Origin of the sequence: Luteimonas sp. FCS-9, assembly GCF_001014645.1 — a bacterium.
GTDB lineage: Bacteria > Pseudomonadota > Gammaproteobacteria > Xanthomonadales > Xanthomonadaceae > Luteimonas.
Window position 1 is genome coordinate 73,776 of sequence record NZ_LASZ01000001.1, and the last position, 15,227, is coordinate 89,002.

The following is a 15,227-nucleotide window of genomic DNA, read 5'->3' on the forward strand; positions in this document are numbered from 1 at the left end:
GCCTACGGGGGATCGCCGCATGCACTGGTTCTCGAATCTCAAGCTCGCACCGAAGCTGATGCTGGCATTCGGCGTCGTCCTGCTCCTGATGGTCGCCCAGGGCGTCGGCGGCTTCGTCGGCCTGCGCGCGCTCGATCGCGTCACCGACCACCTGGCCGGCAACACCCTGCCGACGGTGACGTCGGTCGGCGAGACCCGCGCCCTGCTCGGCGAGTACCGCGCCGCGTCGTACCTGGGCCTGGTCCGCGCGAGCGCGCAGGTCAAGCAGGACGCACGCGAGCGGACCGCGCGGATGGAGGAGCAGATCGAGGCGAACATCGCCGCCTATGCGCCGCTGATCGTCTCGCCCGAGGAACGCAAGCTCTACGATGCGTTCGCCGCGTCGTGGACCGAGGCCAAGGCCTCCTACCACGAGGTCAACGAGCTCATCGAGCTCGACCTGCCCGACGATGCCACCGACACCTTCATCGGCCGCACCCGCGACCTGCACATGGCCGCCACCAACACGCTGCAGGCGCTGCAGGCCGAGGCCGACCGCCAGGCGACCGCCTCGCGCGAAGAAGCCGGCGCCGTGCAGGCCGGGTCCAGCATCCTGATGGCGATCATGCTGGTGGCGGGCATCGCCGGCGGCCTGGTCATCGCGTGGCTGATGGCGCGCAACCTCGCCGGCGCCACCCGCTCGGCGGTCGCGATCGCCGACGACGTCGCCAACGGCAAGCTCGACACCCGCATCGACACCACCCGCCGCGACGAGATCGGCGACCTGCTCAAGTCGATGCAGCGCATGCAGCACGACCTGCGCGAGCGGACCGAACGCGACCAGAAGGTCGCCAGCGAGAACCTGCGCATCCGCACCGCTCTCGACAGTGCGTCGACCGGGCTCATCGTCACCGACGAGAAGTTCGACATCGTCTACGTCAATCCCGCGCTGCAGACCGTGATGCACGACAACGCCGAGGCGATCGCCGCCGAACTGCCGCACTTCGACCCGGCCCAGCCGATCGTCGGCGCCTCGCTGGCGACGTTCGAGCGCGACGGCCAGCCCGACCAGCGCGTGCTCGCCAGCCTCAAGGAGCACGGCGTCGCCCACCGCGAGATGCTGTACCGCGACGCCTGCATCGCGCAGATCATCTCGCCGATCCGCGACGAGCACGGCCAGGACATCGGCCTGATCGCCGAATGGCGCGACCGCACCGGCGAGGTCCGCGTCGAGGAGGAAGTCGCGCGGATCGTCGCCGCGGCCGCCGCGGGCGATCTCGCCCATCGCGTCGCGCTGGAAGGCAAGCAGGGCTTCATCCTGCAGCTGGCGCAGCAGCTCAACGGTCTGCTCGATGCCAACGCCACGAGCCTGGAACAGGTCTCGCACGTGCTCAACGCGCTGGCCTCGGGCGATCTGACCGCGCGCATGGACGGCGATTTCCATGGCGTGTTCGCGCGCATGCGCGACGACGCCAACGCCACCGTCGCCCAGCTCACCGCCATCGTCGCCCGCATCCAGGACGCCTCGGCCGCGATCGGCACCGCGTCCACCGAGATCGCGTCGGGCAACAACGACCTCTCGCGCCGTACCGAGCAGCAGGCCGCCAATCTCGAGGAGACTGCCGCGTCGATGGAGGAACTGACCTCCACCGTCCGCCAGAACGCCGACCACGCCCGCCAGGCCAACCAGCTCGCCCAGGGCGCGGCCACCGTCGCCTCCCAGGGCGGCGAGGTCGTCGGCCAGGTCGTCTCCACGATGGCCGACATCGAGGCGTCGTCGCGCAAGATCGGCGACATCATCTCGGTCATCGACGGCATCGCGTTCCAGACCAACATCCTCGCCCTCAACGCCGCCGTCGAGGCCGCGCGGGCCGGCGAGCAGGGCCGCGGCTTCGCGGTCGTCGCCTCCGAGGTCCGCACGCTCGCCCAGCGCAGCGCCAACGCCGCCAAGGAGATCAAGGGCCTGATCGACGACTCCACCGGCAAGGTCGCCAGCGGCGCCGCGCTCGCCGGCCAGGCCGGCAGGACGATGGCCGAGATGGTCGCCTCGGTGCAGCGCGTGACCGACATCATGGCCGAGATCTCGGCGGCCTCGCAGGAGCAGGCCGCCGGCATCGAGCAGGTCAACCAGACCATCGTGCAGATGGACGAGACCACGCAGCAGAACGCCGCTCTGGTCGAGGAGGCCTCGGCCGCCGCACGCGCGATGGAGGAGCAGGCCGGCGGCCTCGCGGACGCGATCTCGATGCTGCGCATCGAGGCCCGCGCGGCGACCGCGCCGAAGGCCGAGCCCGTGCGCGCCCCGGTCGCCGCGGCGCCGCGCAAGCCGGTACCGGCCGCACCGCGCCCGGCCGCGCGCACGCCGGCGGCGCCCGCACTGGCCGAGGCCGACTGGGCGGAGTTCTGACCGCACCGCCACTGCGATGCCTCGACGAGCCCCGGCCCCGCGCCGGGGCTCGTGCGTTGCGGCCCGGGCCGTGCGCGATACGCAGCGCCTGCCGGATCGGCGTGCGACCCGCGATCAACTTTCCGCCCGCCGGGTCGATAACGCCATCGACCCTCCCCTGACGCACCGGTCGCCATGAGTGCCGCATCCCTGCCCCATCCTCCCGGCGACGCCCGGCAGTTCACGTTCGTCGAACGCGACTTCCGTCGCGTGTGCCAGCTGATCCACGACCGCGCCGGCATCGCGCTGGTCGCCAGCAAGCGCGACATGGTCTACGGCCGGCTGTCGCGACGGCTGCGCGCGCTCGGGCTCGAAAACTTCGGTGACTACCTGGCGTTGCTCGAAGGCGATCCGGACGGCGAGGAATGGCAGGCGTTCACCAACGCGCTGACCACCAACCTGACCTCGTTCTTCCGCGAGCCGCACCACTTCGAGACCCTGCGCACGCAGCTGCAGGGCCTGGGCACCGCGCGCAAGCCGCTGGCGCTGTGGTCGTGCGCGGCCTCGACCGGCGAGGAGCCCTACTCGATGGCCATCACCGCCTGCGAGGCCTTCGACTCGCTGCGACCGCCGGTGCGGATCGTCGCCACCGACATCGACACCCAGGTGCTGGCGACCGCGCAGCAGGGCGTCTACCCGCTCGAGCGCGTCGCCGCGCTCGACGAGGACCTGCGCCGCCGCTTCTTCCAGCGCGGCACCGGCCCCAACGCCGGCAAGTGCCGCGTGCACCCGGCGCTGCAGGCGCTGATCGAGTTCCGCCCGCTGAACCTGCTCGCGCCGCGCTACGACGTCGGCGGCCCGTTCGATTCGATCTTCTGCCGCAACGTGATGATCTACTTCGACAAGCCGACCCAGCGCGCGATCCTCTCGCGCCTGGTCGCGCACATGGATGCCTCGAGCCTGCTCTACACCGGGCACTCGGAGAACTACCTGCACGCCGCCGACCTGATCCAGCCCTGCGGCCGCACGCTGTACCGTCGTCACTCCGGCAAGGCCGGCGCATGAGCCTGCCGCAGGCCGACGCGGTGATGCGCTACCGCGACCCGCAGTTCCAGGTTCCGGCGGCGAAGCTGCTGCCTACGCAGTACCTCGTCGTCGACGACGGCACGGCCCTGGTCACCGTGCTCGGCTCGTGCGTGGCCGCCTGCATCCGCGACCCCTTGCTGCAGCTCGGCGGCATGAACCATTTCCTGCTGCCCGAGGGCAGCAACGGCGACGGCGCGCCCGCCCGCTACGGCAGCTACGCGATGGAGGTGCTGATCAACGAGCTGCTCAAGCGCGGCGCCAACCGGCGCCGGCTCGAGGCCAAGGTGTTCGGCGGCGCCAACGTGCTCAAGGGCTTCACCAGCAACCCGGTCGGCACACGCAACGCCGAATTCGTGCGCAGCTACCTCGACGCGGAGAACATCCCGGTCGTCGCCGAGGACCTGCAGGGCATCCACCCACGCAAGGTCTGGTTCTTCCCGCAGACCGGCAAGGTGATGGTCTACCGGCTGCCGCACGCGCACGGGGCCGAGGTCGCCGCGGCCGAATCGGCCGTGCGTGCCCGCCTGGCGCGCGCACCGGTCGCCGGCGACGTGGAGCTGTTCCAGTGACGCCGGTCCGCGTGCTCGTCGTCGACGACTCGGCGGTCGTGCGCCAGCTGCTGACCGAGCTCCTGTCGGCCGACCGGGACATCGAGGTCGTCGGCAGCGCCGCCGATCCGCTGCTCGCGCGCGAGAAGATCAAACGCCTCGCCCCGGACGTGCTGACGCTCGACGTCGAGATGCCGCGCATGGACGGGCTGGTGTTCCTCGACAACCTGATGCGGCTGCGGCCGATGCCGGTGGTGATGGTGTCGTCGCTGACCGAGCGCGGCGCCGACATCACGCTGCAGGCGCTGGCGCTGGGCGCGGTCGACTTCGTCGCCAAGCCGCGGATCAACGTCGCGCACGGACTGGAGGACTACGCGCAGGAGATCGCGGCGAAGGTCAAGGCGGCCGCGCGCGCGCAGGTCCGCAGCGCGCCCCGCCCCGCGTCGCGCCACGCGAGCGGGCCGGCCGCACCGGCCGCCGCCGCGCCGGTCGCGCTGCGCTACCGCACCACCGACCGGCTGATCGCGATCGGCGCCTCGGCCGGCGGCACCGAGGCGATCCGCGTCGTGCTCGAGGCGATGCCGCCCGACGCGCCGGCGATCGTGCTGACCCAGCACATCCCCGCGAGCTTCAGCACGCCGTTCGCAGAACGCCTGGACCGCCACTGCGCGATGCTGGTGCGCGAGGCGCGCGACGGCGAGACGATCCTGCCGGGGCACGCCTACCTGCCGCCGGGCGACCACCACCTGCGCGTGGTCCGCGATGGCGCCCGCTGGCGCTGCCGGCTCGATCCCGGGCCGCCGGTCAACCGGCACCGGCCGGCGGTCGACGTGCTGTTCCGCTCGGTCGCCCAGGCGGCCGGCGCCAACGCGGTCGCGGCGATCCTCACCGGCATGGGCGACGACGGCGCCCGCGGCCTGCTGGAGCTGCGCGAGGCCGGCGCGGCGACGCTGGTGCAGGACGAGGCCTCCAGCGTGGTCTGGGGCATGCCCGGCGCCGCCTGGAAGCTCGGCGCGGCGCAGGAATGCCTGCCGCTGGAGCGCATCGCGCAGCGCCTGCTGACATTGGCCCGGCGCGAGTCGGTCGACTGACGCCACCCGCGGCTCAAAACCGGGGACAGAGTGCAATTTCGCTTTGCGAAATTGCACTCTGACCCCGGTTCTTCGACAAAAAACGCCCGGCAATGCCGGGCGTTTCGGTGTCGCGATTCGCGCCGATCAGGCGGCGACCGACGACGCCGTGTCGCGGTACTCCTCGATCTGGTCGAAGTTCATGTAACGGTAGATCTCCGCGCCCTGCGTGTTGATCACGCCGACGCCGTCCATGTACTCCTCGCGGGTCGGGATGCGACCCAGGCGCGAGCAGATCGCAGCCAGTTCCGCCGAGCCCAGGTACACGTTGGAGTTGCGGCCCAGGCGGTTGGGGAAGTTGCGGGTCGAGGTCGAGAACACCGTCGCGCCCTCGCGCACCTGCGCCTGGTTGCCCATGCACAGCGAGCAGCCCGGCATCTCCATCCGCGCGCCCGCCGCGCCGAACGTGCCGTAATGGCCTTCCTTGGTCAGCTCGGCGGCGTCCATCTTGGTCGGCGGCGCGACCCACAGCTTGGTCGGGATGTCGCGCTTGCCTTCCAGCAGCTTGGACGCTGCGCGGAAGTGGCCGATGTTGGTCATGCACGAGCCGATGAACACCTCGTCGATCGCCACGCCCGCGACTTCCGACAGCGTCTTCACGTCGTCGGGGTCGTTCGGGCAGGCCAGGATCGGCTCGTGGATCTCCGCCAGGTCGATCTCGATGACCGCCGCGTACTCGGCGTCGGCGTCGCCCTGCAGCAGCTGCGGGTCGGCCAGCCACTGCTCCATCTTCTCGATCCGGCGCTGGATCGAGCGCGGGTCCTGGTAGCCCTGCGCGATCATCCACTTGAGCAACGTGATGTTGCTGGTGATGTACTCGATGATCGGTTCCTTGTTCAGGTGCACCGTGCAGCCGGCGGCCGAACGCTCGGCCGACGCGTCCGACAGCTCGAACGCCTGCTCGACCTTCAGGTCCGGCAGGCCCTCGATCTCGAGGATGCGGCCGGAGAACACGTTCTTCTTGCCCTGCTTGGCGACCGTCAGCAGGCCGGCCTTGATCGCGTAGAGCGGGATCGCGTTGACCAGGTCACGCAGCGTCACGCCCGGCTGCATCTCGCCCTTGAAGCGCACCAGCACCGACTCGGGCATGTCCAGCGGCATCACGCCGGTGGCCGCGGCGAACGCGACCAGGCCGCTGCCGGCCGGGAACGAGATGCCGACCGGGAAGCGGGTATGCGAGTCGCCACCGGTGCCGACGGTGTCGGGCAGCAGCATGCGGTTGAGCCAGCTGTGGATCACGCCGTCGCCGGGGCGCAGCGAGATACCACCGCGCGTGGAGATGAACTCCGGCAGCGTGTGGTGGGTCTTGACGTCGACCGGCTTGGGATACGCGGCGGTGTGGCAGAACGACTGCATCACCAGGTCGGCCGAGAAGCCCAGGCACGCCAGGTCCTTGAGCTCGTCGCGGGTCATCGGGCCGGTGGTGTCCTGCGAGCCGACCGAGGTCATCTTCGGTTCGCAGTACGTGCCCGGGCGCACGCCCTGGCCTTCGGGCAGGCCGATCGCGCGGCCGACCATCTTCTGCGCCAGCGAGAAGCCCTTGCCGCTGTCGGCCGGCTGCTGCGGCAGGCGGAACAGGTCGGTCGCCGGCAGACCCAGCGACTCGCGCGCCTTGGCGGTCAGGCCGCGGCCGACGATCAGCGGGATGCGGCCACCGGCGCGCACCTCGTCGAACAGCACCTCGGACTTGACCTGGAACTCGGCGATCACCTTGCCGTCCTTGAGCGCCTGGCCGGCATAGGGGCGCAGTTCGATCACGTCGCCCTGCTCCATCTGCGAGACGTCGAGCTCGATCGGCAGCGCGCCGGCGTCCTCCATCGTGTTGTAGAAGATCGGCGCGATCTTCGCGCCCAGGCACACGCCGCCGGCACGCTTGTTCGGGATGTAGGGGATGTCGTCGCCGGTCCACCACAGCACGCTGTTGGTCGCCGACTTGCGCGAGGAGCCGGTGCCGACCACGTCGCCGACGTAGGCGACCAGGTGGCCCTTCTGCTTGAGGTCCTGGATGACCTGGATCGGACCGCGCTTGCCGTCCTCCTCGGGCACGAACGGGGCGTCGTCGCGCTTGTTCTTGAGCATCGCCAGCGCGTGCATCGGGATGTCCGGGCGCGTGGTCGCGTCGGGCGCCGGCGACAGGTCGTCGGTATTGGTCTCGCCCGGCACCTTAAACACCGTCAGCGTCATCGACGCGGGCACTTCGGGCTTGCTGGTGAACCACTCGGCCTCGGCCCAGCTGCGCAGCACGGCCTGGGCGTTGGCGTTGCCGGCCTTGGCCTTCTCCTCGACGTCGTGGAACGCGTCGAAGACCAGCAGGGTGTGTTTGAGACCATTGGCGGCGATGGCGCCGACGCCGTCGTCGTCGAGCAGTTCGACCAGCGGGTGGACGTTGTAGCCGCCGAGCATGGTGCCCAGCAGCTCGGTCGCGCGCGCGCGGTCGATCAGCGCGTTGTGCTCGGTGCCGAACGCGATCGCGGCCAGGTACGAGGCCTTGACCTTGGCGGCGTCGTCGACGCCGGCCGGCACGCGGTGCGTGAGCAGGTCCAGCAGGAACTCGGCCTCGCCGGCCGGCGGGTCCTTGAGCAGTTCGACGACGTCGGCGGTCTGCTGCGCGTTGAGCGGCAGCGGCGGGATTCCCAGCGCTTCGCGCTCGGCAACGTGGTGGCGGTAGGCTTCCAACATGCGGGCAACTCCAGAGTCTTGCGGTACCGGGAAAACCGGTCTCAGGCCGACGGTACGATCAGCTTGAGACCCTTGAAATAGGTGCGGAAGAACGCGTCGTCGCGCGTGATCAGGCCGTTGCACTGCAGCAGTGCATGCGCGCCGACCAGGAAGTCGCGCGCGGCGCGGCCGCAAGTGTCGCCGCGCTGCCAGGAGCGGCGCTGCATCTCGCCGGCGCGCAGCGCCGACTTGGCCTCGATCGCCGAGAAGCGCACGCCCATGTCCTCGAGCACGGCCATGGTCTCGGCGCCGTCGCGCAACGCGCCGCAGATCTCCGCCAGCGCCACGTCGCAGACCACGACCGGTCCGGCACTCAGGTACTGCCGCAGGCAGGCCTCGGCGGCATCGGCCTGCGGGCCGTCGGCCAGCAGGTCCACCAGCACCGGCGCGTCGACCGCGATCACGGCGTCGCGTCTCCGTCGGCGGCATCGGCCGCCTGCCCGCGCACGGCGCGCATCGCCGCGTCGGTGTCCTCGAAGCCCTCGAGCTTGAACCGGCCGCGCGCGCGCGACACGGCGTCGTCGACGCTCTTGCGCAGCACGATCCGGCTGCCTTCCAGTTCGACCTTCAGGATCGTGCCCTTGCTCAGGCCCAGCGCATCGCGCACGGGCTTGGGCAGGGTGATCTGGCCGCGTTCGGCGACGGTGGCTTCCATCGGCCCCCCCGAAAAGTATGCGCGCATTATACATACCTGGGCGCGCATACCCTACCCGCGCCCTGCCGCACACCGGCGCCCCAACGCGAGCGGGCCGGGTTCAGACGAACCCGGCCCGCTCGGCATCGCGTGGAACAGCCCCTCAGAACGCCAGTTGGAAGCGGGCGTTGAGCGTCGTGCCGCGGTCCTCGCCCTGGTAGTCGCCGCTACGGTTGTCGGTCTCCCAGCGGATCGCGTCGAGCATGACCCGGCTGAAATCGTTGAGGTACCAGTTCACGCCGACCGTCAGCGCATCGCCGGTACCGCCGGTGGGCAGCTCGCCGTAGTCGACGTTCTCGTAGCGCGCCTTGAGCTCCCATGCGCCCGGCCCGCCGGCCGTCACCGGCCGCGCGACCTTGACCCGGCCCCAGGTGCCGGTCCTGGCCGCGAACGACGGGCTGGCGCCCGACAGGAACCAGCCGGCCGACAATGCCCAGGCCTCGTGCGCCACGTCGAAGCGCCCCGCCCCGCCGAACCCGGCGACTTCGCGCCGGCCCCATTCGCCGTAGCCCCAGAACGGCCCACGCACGCCGAGCAGCTCCAGGCCGTAGCCGCTGCCATGGTCGGCACCGGCCAACGCGCCCGGCGCGATCTTGACCAGGTCGTTGAGATGACCGGCGATCGCCGAGCTGCGGAACACCCCGCTGCTGCCCGGCGCGATGTCCTCGTAGAAGCCCCAGGCGCCCAGGTGCAGCAGACCGCCCTCGCCCTTGACCGGGTTCCAGTGCACGCGGCCGGCCAACGTCATCGAATCGTCGCTGTCGCCGACGTTGTTGAGGTCGTTGCCGGCGATCGACACGCTCGCATGCCAGTCCTCGCCGTAGACGCGCTCGGTCAGGCCGACGCCGAACAGGCCGCGCTGCGGCAGGATCTGCGTGCCGACGACGTTGCGGTCAGGGAACGGGGTGTTGCCGGTACCGCTGGAGCCGTCGATACCGCGGTCGTTGAGGCGGTTGCCGACCGTCAGCTCGGCCTCGCGGCCGAACAGCGTGTGGCGGATGGTCACGTAGGCCGACTTCCAGGCCACGCCGTTGTCGGCGAAGTCGCCCTCGACCGCGTAGCCGAGGATGCCGTAGCTGCCCTCGAAACCCAGGCGCACCGACCGGATCTCCGTGCCGGTGATGTTGCGGGCGTCGAAATCGGAGCCGTGCGTGCTCGACGTGTCGACGAACACCCGGCCGCGCGGACGGAACGTGACCTGGCCGTCGGCGCTGGCGAACTGCGGCGCGCCCTTCGACCAGCTCACCGCCGGCGCCTTGGCCTGCGCGGCTTCGATCTTCGCGACGCGCTCGGCCAGTGCGGCGTCGGGGCCGGCCGTGGGGGCGGTCGCCGCAGGCGGCACGGCGGCGACGCCGGATGCGGGGGCGGCCTCGAGCGCCGACAGACGGGCCTCGAGCTGGCGGATCTGCTCGGCCTGCTGGCGGACGAGGTCTTCCAGGGCAGCCGGGTTCGACTGCGCGGACGCGGCCGACGTGGCGAGCAGCAGGCCCACGGCGGCGGCCAGGACGGTGGGACGGGGACGGATCATGGGACGCATCGGGCGATCTCCGGGCGTGGCGTGCCGGCCGGTCGCCGGCGGCAGGCGCCACCGGGCCGACGGACAGCCGCAGGCGGACCTGCCGCGAGGGCGGCAGGCGTGGCGGAAGGACGGAAGAGGTGCCGGCGCCGCAGGCGGCGACCGGCGATGCACCCGGACGTGGGGAGACGGGTGTCGACAGGACCGCCCGGCGCGCACGGCGCCGGGCGGCGACGCTCAGCTGGTCGCTTCGCGCGAGGCGTTGGGACGCCAGGTGATCAGGCGGTGCTCGGCGACGTCGAGGATGGCGTCGATGATCAGCACGAACGCGGCGAGCAGGATGATGCCGGCGAACACGCCGACGGCATTGAAGTTGCCTTCGGCCTGCGCGATCAGGTAGCCCAGGCCCGCCGAGGCGCCCAGGTACTCGCCGATGATCGCGCCCACCACCGCGAAGCCCACCGAGGTGCGCAGCGACGACAGGATCCAGCTCGCGGCCGCCGGGAAGTACACGTGGCGCAGCAGCGCGCTGCGATTGGCGCCCAGGATCCGGGCGTTGGCCAGCACCACCGGGTTGACCTCGCGCACGCCCTGCATCGCGTTGAAGAACGTGATGAAGAACACCAGCGTCACCGCCAGCGCGACCTTCGACCACAGCCCCAGGCCCAGCCAGAGCACGAAGATCGGCGCCAGCACCACGCGCGGGATCGCGTTGAAGCCCTTGATGAACGGATCGAGGATCCGCGCCGCGCGCCGGCTCAGGCCCAGCCACACGCCGCCGGCCACGCCGAGCGCGGTGCCGATGATGTAGCCCAGCGCGGTCTCGGTCAGGGTGATGTAGACGTGCGTGTAGAAGCTGGTGTCGGCCAGCCAGGTGAACATCTGGCGGACGATGTCCAGCGGCGCGGGGAAGAAGAACGGGTCGATGACCTTGGCCGACACGCCGGCCTGCCAGCCGCCGAACACCACGACGACCAGCATCACCTGGATCAAACGGTCAGTCTTGGCGTGCATAGCTCTTCTCCACTTCGCCGCGCAGGCAGGCCCAGATGTCGCGGTACAGATCGGTGAAACGCTGGTCGAGCTTGATCTCGGCCACGTTGCGCGGGCGCTCCAGGCGCACGGGGAAGCTTTCGACGACCCGGCTCGACGGCCCCGACGACAGCACCACCACGCGGTCGCCCAGCGCGATCGCCTCCTCCAGGTCGTGGGTGATGAGCATCACCGCACGCCGGTCCTCCTGCCACAGCCGCAGCAGTTCGTTCTGCATCAGGTGGCGGGTGTGGATGTCGAGCGCGGAGAACGGCTCGTCCATCAGGATCACCTTCGGCTCGACGATCAGCGCCTGCGCCATCTGCACGCGCTTGCGCTGGCCGCCCGAGAGCTGGTGCGGATAGCGGTGCTCGAACCCGGCCAGGCCGACCTTGGTCAGCCAGGCGCGCGCCTTCTCTTCGCGCTCGGCCTGCGCCATGCCGCGGAAGCGCAGCCCCAGCTCGACGTTCTGCAGCGCGGTCTTCCACGGCAGCAGCGCATCCTGCTGGAACAGGTAGCCCACGCTCTCCTGCACGCCGTTGACCGGCTTGTCGTCGATGCGGATGCTGCCCGCCGACGGCGTCAGCAGGCCGGCGACGGCGTTGAGGATGGTGCTCTTGCCGCAGCCGGTGGGGCCGACGATGGCGAGGAACTCGCCGTCGCCCACCTGCACGTCGACGTCGCGCACGGCGGTGAAGTCACCGAAGGACATGGTGATGTTGTCGATCGCCACCATCGGGCGGCTCTGGATCGGCATCGGGTCTGCTTCCCGCAGCCGGGCAACACTGGCGACAGCCATGGAACCTCCTGGCGTTACTGGGTCGCGTCCGCGCTGGCGCGGTCGACGAAGGTGTTGGTGTAGGTCTTCTCGAGGTCGATGTCGGCATTGGCGACATCGGTGTTGAACTCGCGCAGCACCGTCAGCGGCGTGCGCAGGTCCTCGGGATTGAAGCGGCCGTCGCGGGTGAAGATCGCGCGCGCGGCCTCGACCGCCTTGGCGTAGACCTCGCGGTCGCCCGAGACGTACTTGTCGGGCAGCGCGGCGACGATCTCCTCGGCCGAATGGTCGGCAATGAACGCCAGCGCCTTCTGCTGGGCGCGCACGATCTTCTCGGCGGCCTCCGGGCGCTTGTCGAGGAACGACTGGTCGGCGTACATCACCGAGGTCGGGTAGATGCCGCCGTAGACCGCGCGGGCACCCTCGTCGCTGCGCGCGTCGATGATGATCCTGCCCACGCCGCGCTCGGCGATCAGCGTCGCCGCCGGGTCGTAGTTGACCAGCAGGTCGACCTTGCCCTGGTCGAGCGCGGCGACCGCGGCCGCGCCCGAGCCCACGCCGATGATCGAGATGTCGTCGACCGGGATGTCGTGCTGGGCGAGGAAGTGCCGCACGAAGAAGTCCGACGACGAGCCCGGCGCGGTGATACCGACGTTCATGCCGCGGATCGACGCCGGGTTCGCCGGGTCGAACTTGCTGTCCGGGCGTCCGGCCAGCACCAGCCCGGAGTTGCGCGACAGCAGAACGAAGCCGACCACGTCCTTGCGCTTGGCCTGCATCTGGATCGTGTGGTCGTAGAAGCCGACCGCGACGTCGGTCGAACCGGCGACCAGCGCCTGCAGGACCTTGGAGCCGCCCTGGGCGAAGTTCTCGGTCTGCACGTCCAGGCCGACCTCGTCGAAATAGCCGTTGGCGTCGGCGATGAAGAACGGCAGGTTGTTGAGGTTATAGGAGCCCACGCTGATGCGGACGGACTCGTTGCCCTCGCCGCCGCGACCGGTGCAACCGGCCAGGCAGACGAGCGCCGCCGCGCATGCGGCGAGAATGAAACGCTTGTACATCGATCCCTCCCAGGATGGTGATGGTGCGGACCGGGCGGCGCCCGGGTGGTTCAGGTCATGCAGCCGAGCTCCATGGCGCCGCGGTCTCCTTGCGCGGATCCGCGTTCGCGAACACGCGTCCTTCGAACAGCCGTCGCGCCGTGCGCACGACGCTGGCGACGATCGGGGCATCCGTTCCGGGTCTGTGCAGCGCCACGTCCAGGCGGCCGCTGGGGTGTTCGAGCGCGACGTCGCCGGGCAACGCCACCTCGCCGGCCATGCGCCGGGCGACCGTGCCCGGGGTCACGCACGCGGTCGAGATGCCGACCGCGCCGGTGATCGCGAGCGCGCTGTGGCACTGGTGCGGCATGAAGTACCGCACCGCGAGCGTGCCGCCGGCGCGCGGCGGCAGCAGCAGCACCGGCTTGGGGATGACCCGGTCCGCGGCATCGGCGATCCCCATCCGACGCCCGGCCTCGATCCGGATCCGCTCCATGCGGGCCAGCAGTGCTGTGTCGGCGTTGAGCGCGGCGACGCTCTCGTCGCCGGTCACGCCCAGCGCCGACGCCGCCATCATCACCATCGGCATGGCGCAGTCGACGCAGCTCACCTCGACGCCATCGATCCATTCGCTGGCCTCGCCGGTGGGCAACAGTTTGCCAGTCCGCGCGCCCGCCGCGTCGAGAAACGCCAGCGAGATCGGCGCCGCGGTGCCCGGCGCGCCGGCGATCTCGGTGTCGCCCCGGTAGTTGACCCGGCCCTCGGGCGTCTGCACGGTCGCCAGCACCACCTTGCCGGTGTTGACGTTGTGGATGCGCACCTGGGTCTGCGGATCGGACGCAGCGACCATGCCCGACTCGATCGCGAACGGGCCGACCGCGGCCAGCATGTTGCCGCAGTTGGGCGTGGTGTCGACGATCCGCCGGTCCAGCCGGACCTGCGCAAACAGATAGTCGATGTCGGCATCGTCCCGGCTGGCCGGGCCGACGATCGCGACCTTGCTGCTGAGCGCGTTGCCGCCACCGATGCCGTCGATCTGCAGCGGGTGCCCGGCGCCCATCAGATCGAGCAGCAGCCGGTCCCGTTCGGCGGGATCGCCGGGCAGGTCCGAGGCGAGGAAGAACGGCCCTTTCGAGCTGCCGCCTCGCATCAGGACGCAGGGAAGACTGTAGAGATCGTTGGACATGGGCTGGGCAGATTGATATGTATATCGAATCAATAATTCGATTCGTTCCGATCTTGTCATGGGCCGAATTGATCTGTGAAATGCTTTGTTACGGATGATTGATTCGATATGAGCATCAATTGCGAAATCCTCGACCTGCGCGCGTTTCTGCTCGTGGCCGACACCCGCAGCTTCCATCGCGCCGCCGAGGCGCTGCACGTCTCGCAGCCGGCGTTGAGCCGGCGCATCCAGAAGCTCGAGCACGCGGTCGGCGCGCCGCTGCTCGAACGCACGACGCGCAGCGTGGCGCCCACCGCGGTCGGGCAGAACCTGCTGCCGCTGGTGCGGCGGATGATCGAGGAGTTCGACGGCTCGCTGTTCTCCTCGCGCGGCGTCGACGACGGCCGCGGCAGCCAGGTCACGATCGCCTGCCTGCCGACCGCCGCGTTCTACTTCCTGCCCAGCGTCATCGCCCGCTTCCACGAGGACCATCCCAACGTCCGGTTCCGGATCCTCGACATCCCGGCCACCGAGGGCCTGCAGGCGGTCGAGCGCGGCGAGGTCGAGTTCGGCGTGAACTTCATGGGCGCCTCCGACCCGGAGCTGGAGTTCGACGTGCTCGTCGAGGACCCGTTCGTGCTGGCCTGCCGGCGCGACCACCCGTTGGCGAGGAAGCGCCGCGTGACCTGGCACGACATCGCCCAGCACCCGCTGATCACCGTCCACCGCACCAGCGGCAACCGCACTCTGCTCGACGGCGCGCTCGCACGCGAGAACCTCAAGCTGAGCTGGTTCTACGAGGTCACGCACCTGTCGACGTCGCTGGGCCTGGTCGAGGCCGGCGTGGGCATCTCGGTGCTGCCACGGATGGCCACGCCGCAGGAGGAACACTCCATTCTGGTGACCCGCGAGATCGCGCCCCCCGTGGTGTCACGTACGATCGGCATCGTGCGGCGACGCGGCGCGATGCTGTCGCCGGCGGCCGAGCGGTTCCTGCAGATGCTCAAGAGCACCTGGCAGGATCCCGCCCACGGCGGTCCTGCGATGACGCGCCCGCCACGCCGTCCCGCCTAGACTGCAGGGATCGAAACGGTGACGCGCCGCGTCCCCGCCGGTCCACCGGCGGACCCCGCAAGACCCTACGCCCGCACGCCA

The 15,227-nt window shown here is 70.4% G+C and carries 13 protein-coding genes; 5 read left to right on the forward strand and 8 right to left on the reverse strand.

Going from position 1 to position 15,227, the window contains the following annotated elements; genetic code table 11:
- Positions 1-19: 19 nt before the first annotated feature.
- From WQ56_RS00335 to WQ56_RS00350, 4 genes are all read left to right on the forward strand, one after another.
- Entirely contained in the window at positions 20-2,386 is a 2,367-nt protein-coding gene (locus tag WQ56_RS00335; protein ID WP_047135083.1) for a methyl-accepting chemotaxis protein, read from the forward strand.
- A 174-nt stretch (positions 2,387-2,560) separates the two neighbouring features.
- On the forward strand, positions 2,561-3,430 hold the full coding sequence (locus tag WQ56_RS00340) for a CheR family methyltransferase (protein WP_047135084.1): 870 nt from the start codon (positions 2,561-2,563) through the stop codon (positions 3,428-3,430).
- Positions 3,427-4,020: a chemoreceptor glutamine deamidase CheD gene (cheD, locus tag WQ56_RS00345; RefSeq protein WP_047135085.1), complete on the forward strand. Its 594-nt coding sequence runs from the start codon at positions 3,427-3,429 to the stop codon at positions 4,018-4,020. The genes WQ56_RS00340 and cheD overlap by 4 nt, the downstream gene beginning before the upstream one ends.
- On the forward strand, positions 4,017-5,090 hold the full coding sequence (locus WQ56_RS00350) for a chemotaxis response regulator protein-glutamate methylesterase (protein WP_047135086.1): 1,074 nt from the start codon (positions 4,017-4,019) through the stop codon (positions 5,088-5,090). The genes cheD and WQ56_RS00350 overlap by 4 nt, the downstream gene beginning before the upstream one ends.
- A 126-nt stretch (positions 5,091-5,216) precedes the next feature.
- Here WQ56_RS00350 and acnB read toward each other — a convergent pair whose 3' ends face one another.
- The 8 genes from acnB to WQ56_RS00390 form a co-directional block, all read right to left on the reverse strand.
- A complete protein-coding gene (gene acnB / locus WQ56_RS00355) occupies positions 5,217-7,808 on the reverse strand; it encodes a bifunctional aconitate hydratase 2/2-methylisocitrate dehydratase (RefSeq protein WP_047135087.1) in 2,592 nt (863 codons plus the stop codon).
- 41 nt (positions 7,809-7,849) lie between these two features.
- The gene (locus tag WQ56_RS00360) at positions 7,850-8,251 is read right to left on the reverse strand and encodes a type II toxin-antitoxin system VapC family toxin (protein WP_047135088.1); all 402 of its coding nucleotides are present in this window, start codon (positions 8,249-8,251) and stop codon (positions 7,850-7,852) included.
- On the reverse strand, positions 8,248-8,502 hold the full coding sequence (locus WQ56_RS00365) for an AbrB/MazE/SpoVT family DNA-binding domain-containing protein (RefSeq protein WP_047135089.1): 255 nt from the start codon (positions 8,500-8,502) through the stop codon (positions 8,248-8,250). The genes WQ56_RS00360 and WQ56_RS00365 overlap by 4 nt, the downstream gene beginning before the upstream one ends.
- 142 nt (positions 8,503-8,644) lie before the next feature.
- On the reverse strand, positions 8,645-10,069 hold the full coding sequence (locus WQ56_RS00370; protein ID WP_047135090.1) for a porin: 1,425 nt from the start codon (positions 10,067-10,069) through the stop codon (positions 8,645-8,647).
- Positions 10,070-10,294: 225 nt separating this feature from the next.
- On the reverse strand, positions 10,295-11,071 hold the full coding sequence (locus WQ56_RS00375) for an ABC transporter permease (protein WP_047135091.1): 777 nt from the start codon (positions 11,069-11,071) through the stop codon (positions 10,295-10,297).
- Positions 11,055-11,888, reverse strand: a complete 834-nt coding sequence (locus WQ56_RS00380; protein ID WP_047135092.1) for an ABC transporter ATP-binding protein — start codon at positions 11,886-11,888, stop codon at positions 11,055-11,057. The genes WQ56_RS00375 and WQ56_RS00380 overlap by 17 nt, the downstream gene beginning before the upstream one ends.
- 14 nt (positions 11,889-11,902) lie before the next feature.
- Positions 11,903-12,928, reverse strand: coding sequence for an ABC transporter substrate-binding protein (locus tag WQ56_RS00385; protein ID WP_047135093.1), 1,026 nt, complete (start codon positions 12,926-12,928; stop codon positions 11,903-11,905).
- A 55-nt stretch (positions 12,929-12,983) separates the two neighbouring features.
- Positions 12,984-14,093 carry a 4-oxalomesaconate tautomerase gene (locus tag WQ56_RS00390; RefSeq protein WP_047135094.1) on the reverse strand — a complete coding sequence of 370 codons (1,110 nt, stop codon included), beginning with the start codon at positions 14,091-14,093 and terminating at the stop codon, positions 12,984-12,986.
- 108 nt (positions 14,094-14,201) lie between these two features.
- Here WQ56_RS00390 and WQ56_RS00395 point away from each other — a divergent pair, with 108 nt between their 5' ends.
- On the forward strand, positions 14,202-15,146 hold the full coding sequence (locus WQ56_RS00395) for a LysR family transcriptional regulator (protein ID WP_047135095.1): 945 nt from the start codon (positions 14,202-14,204) through the stop codon (positions 15,144-15,146).
- Positions 15,147-15,227: the final 81 nt, after the last annotated feature.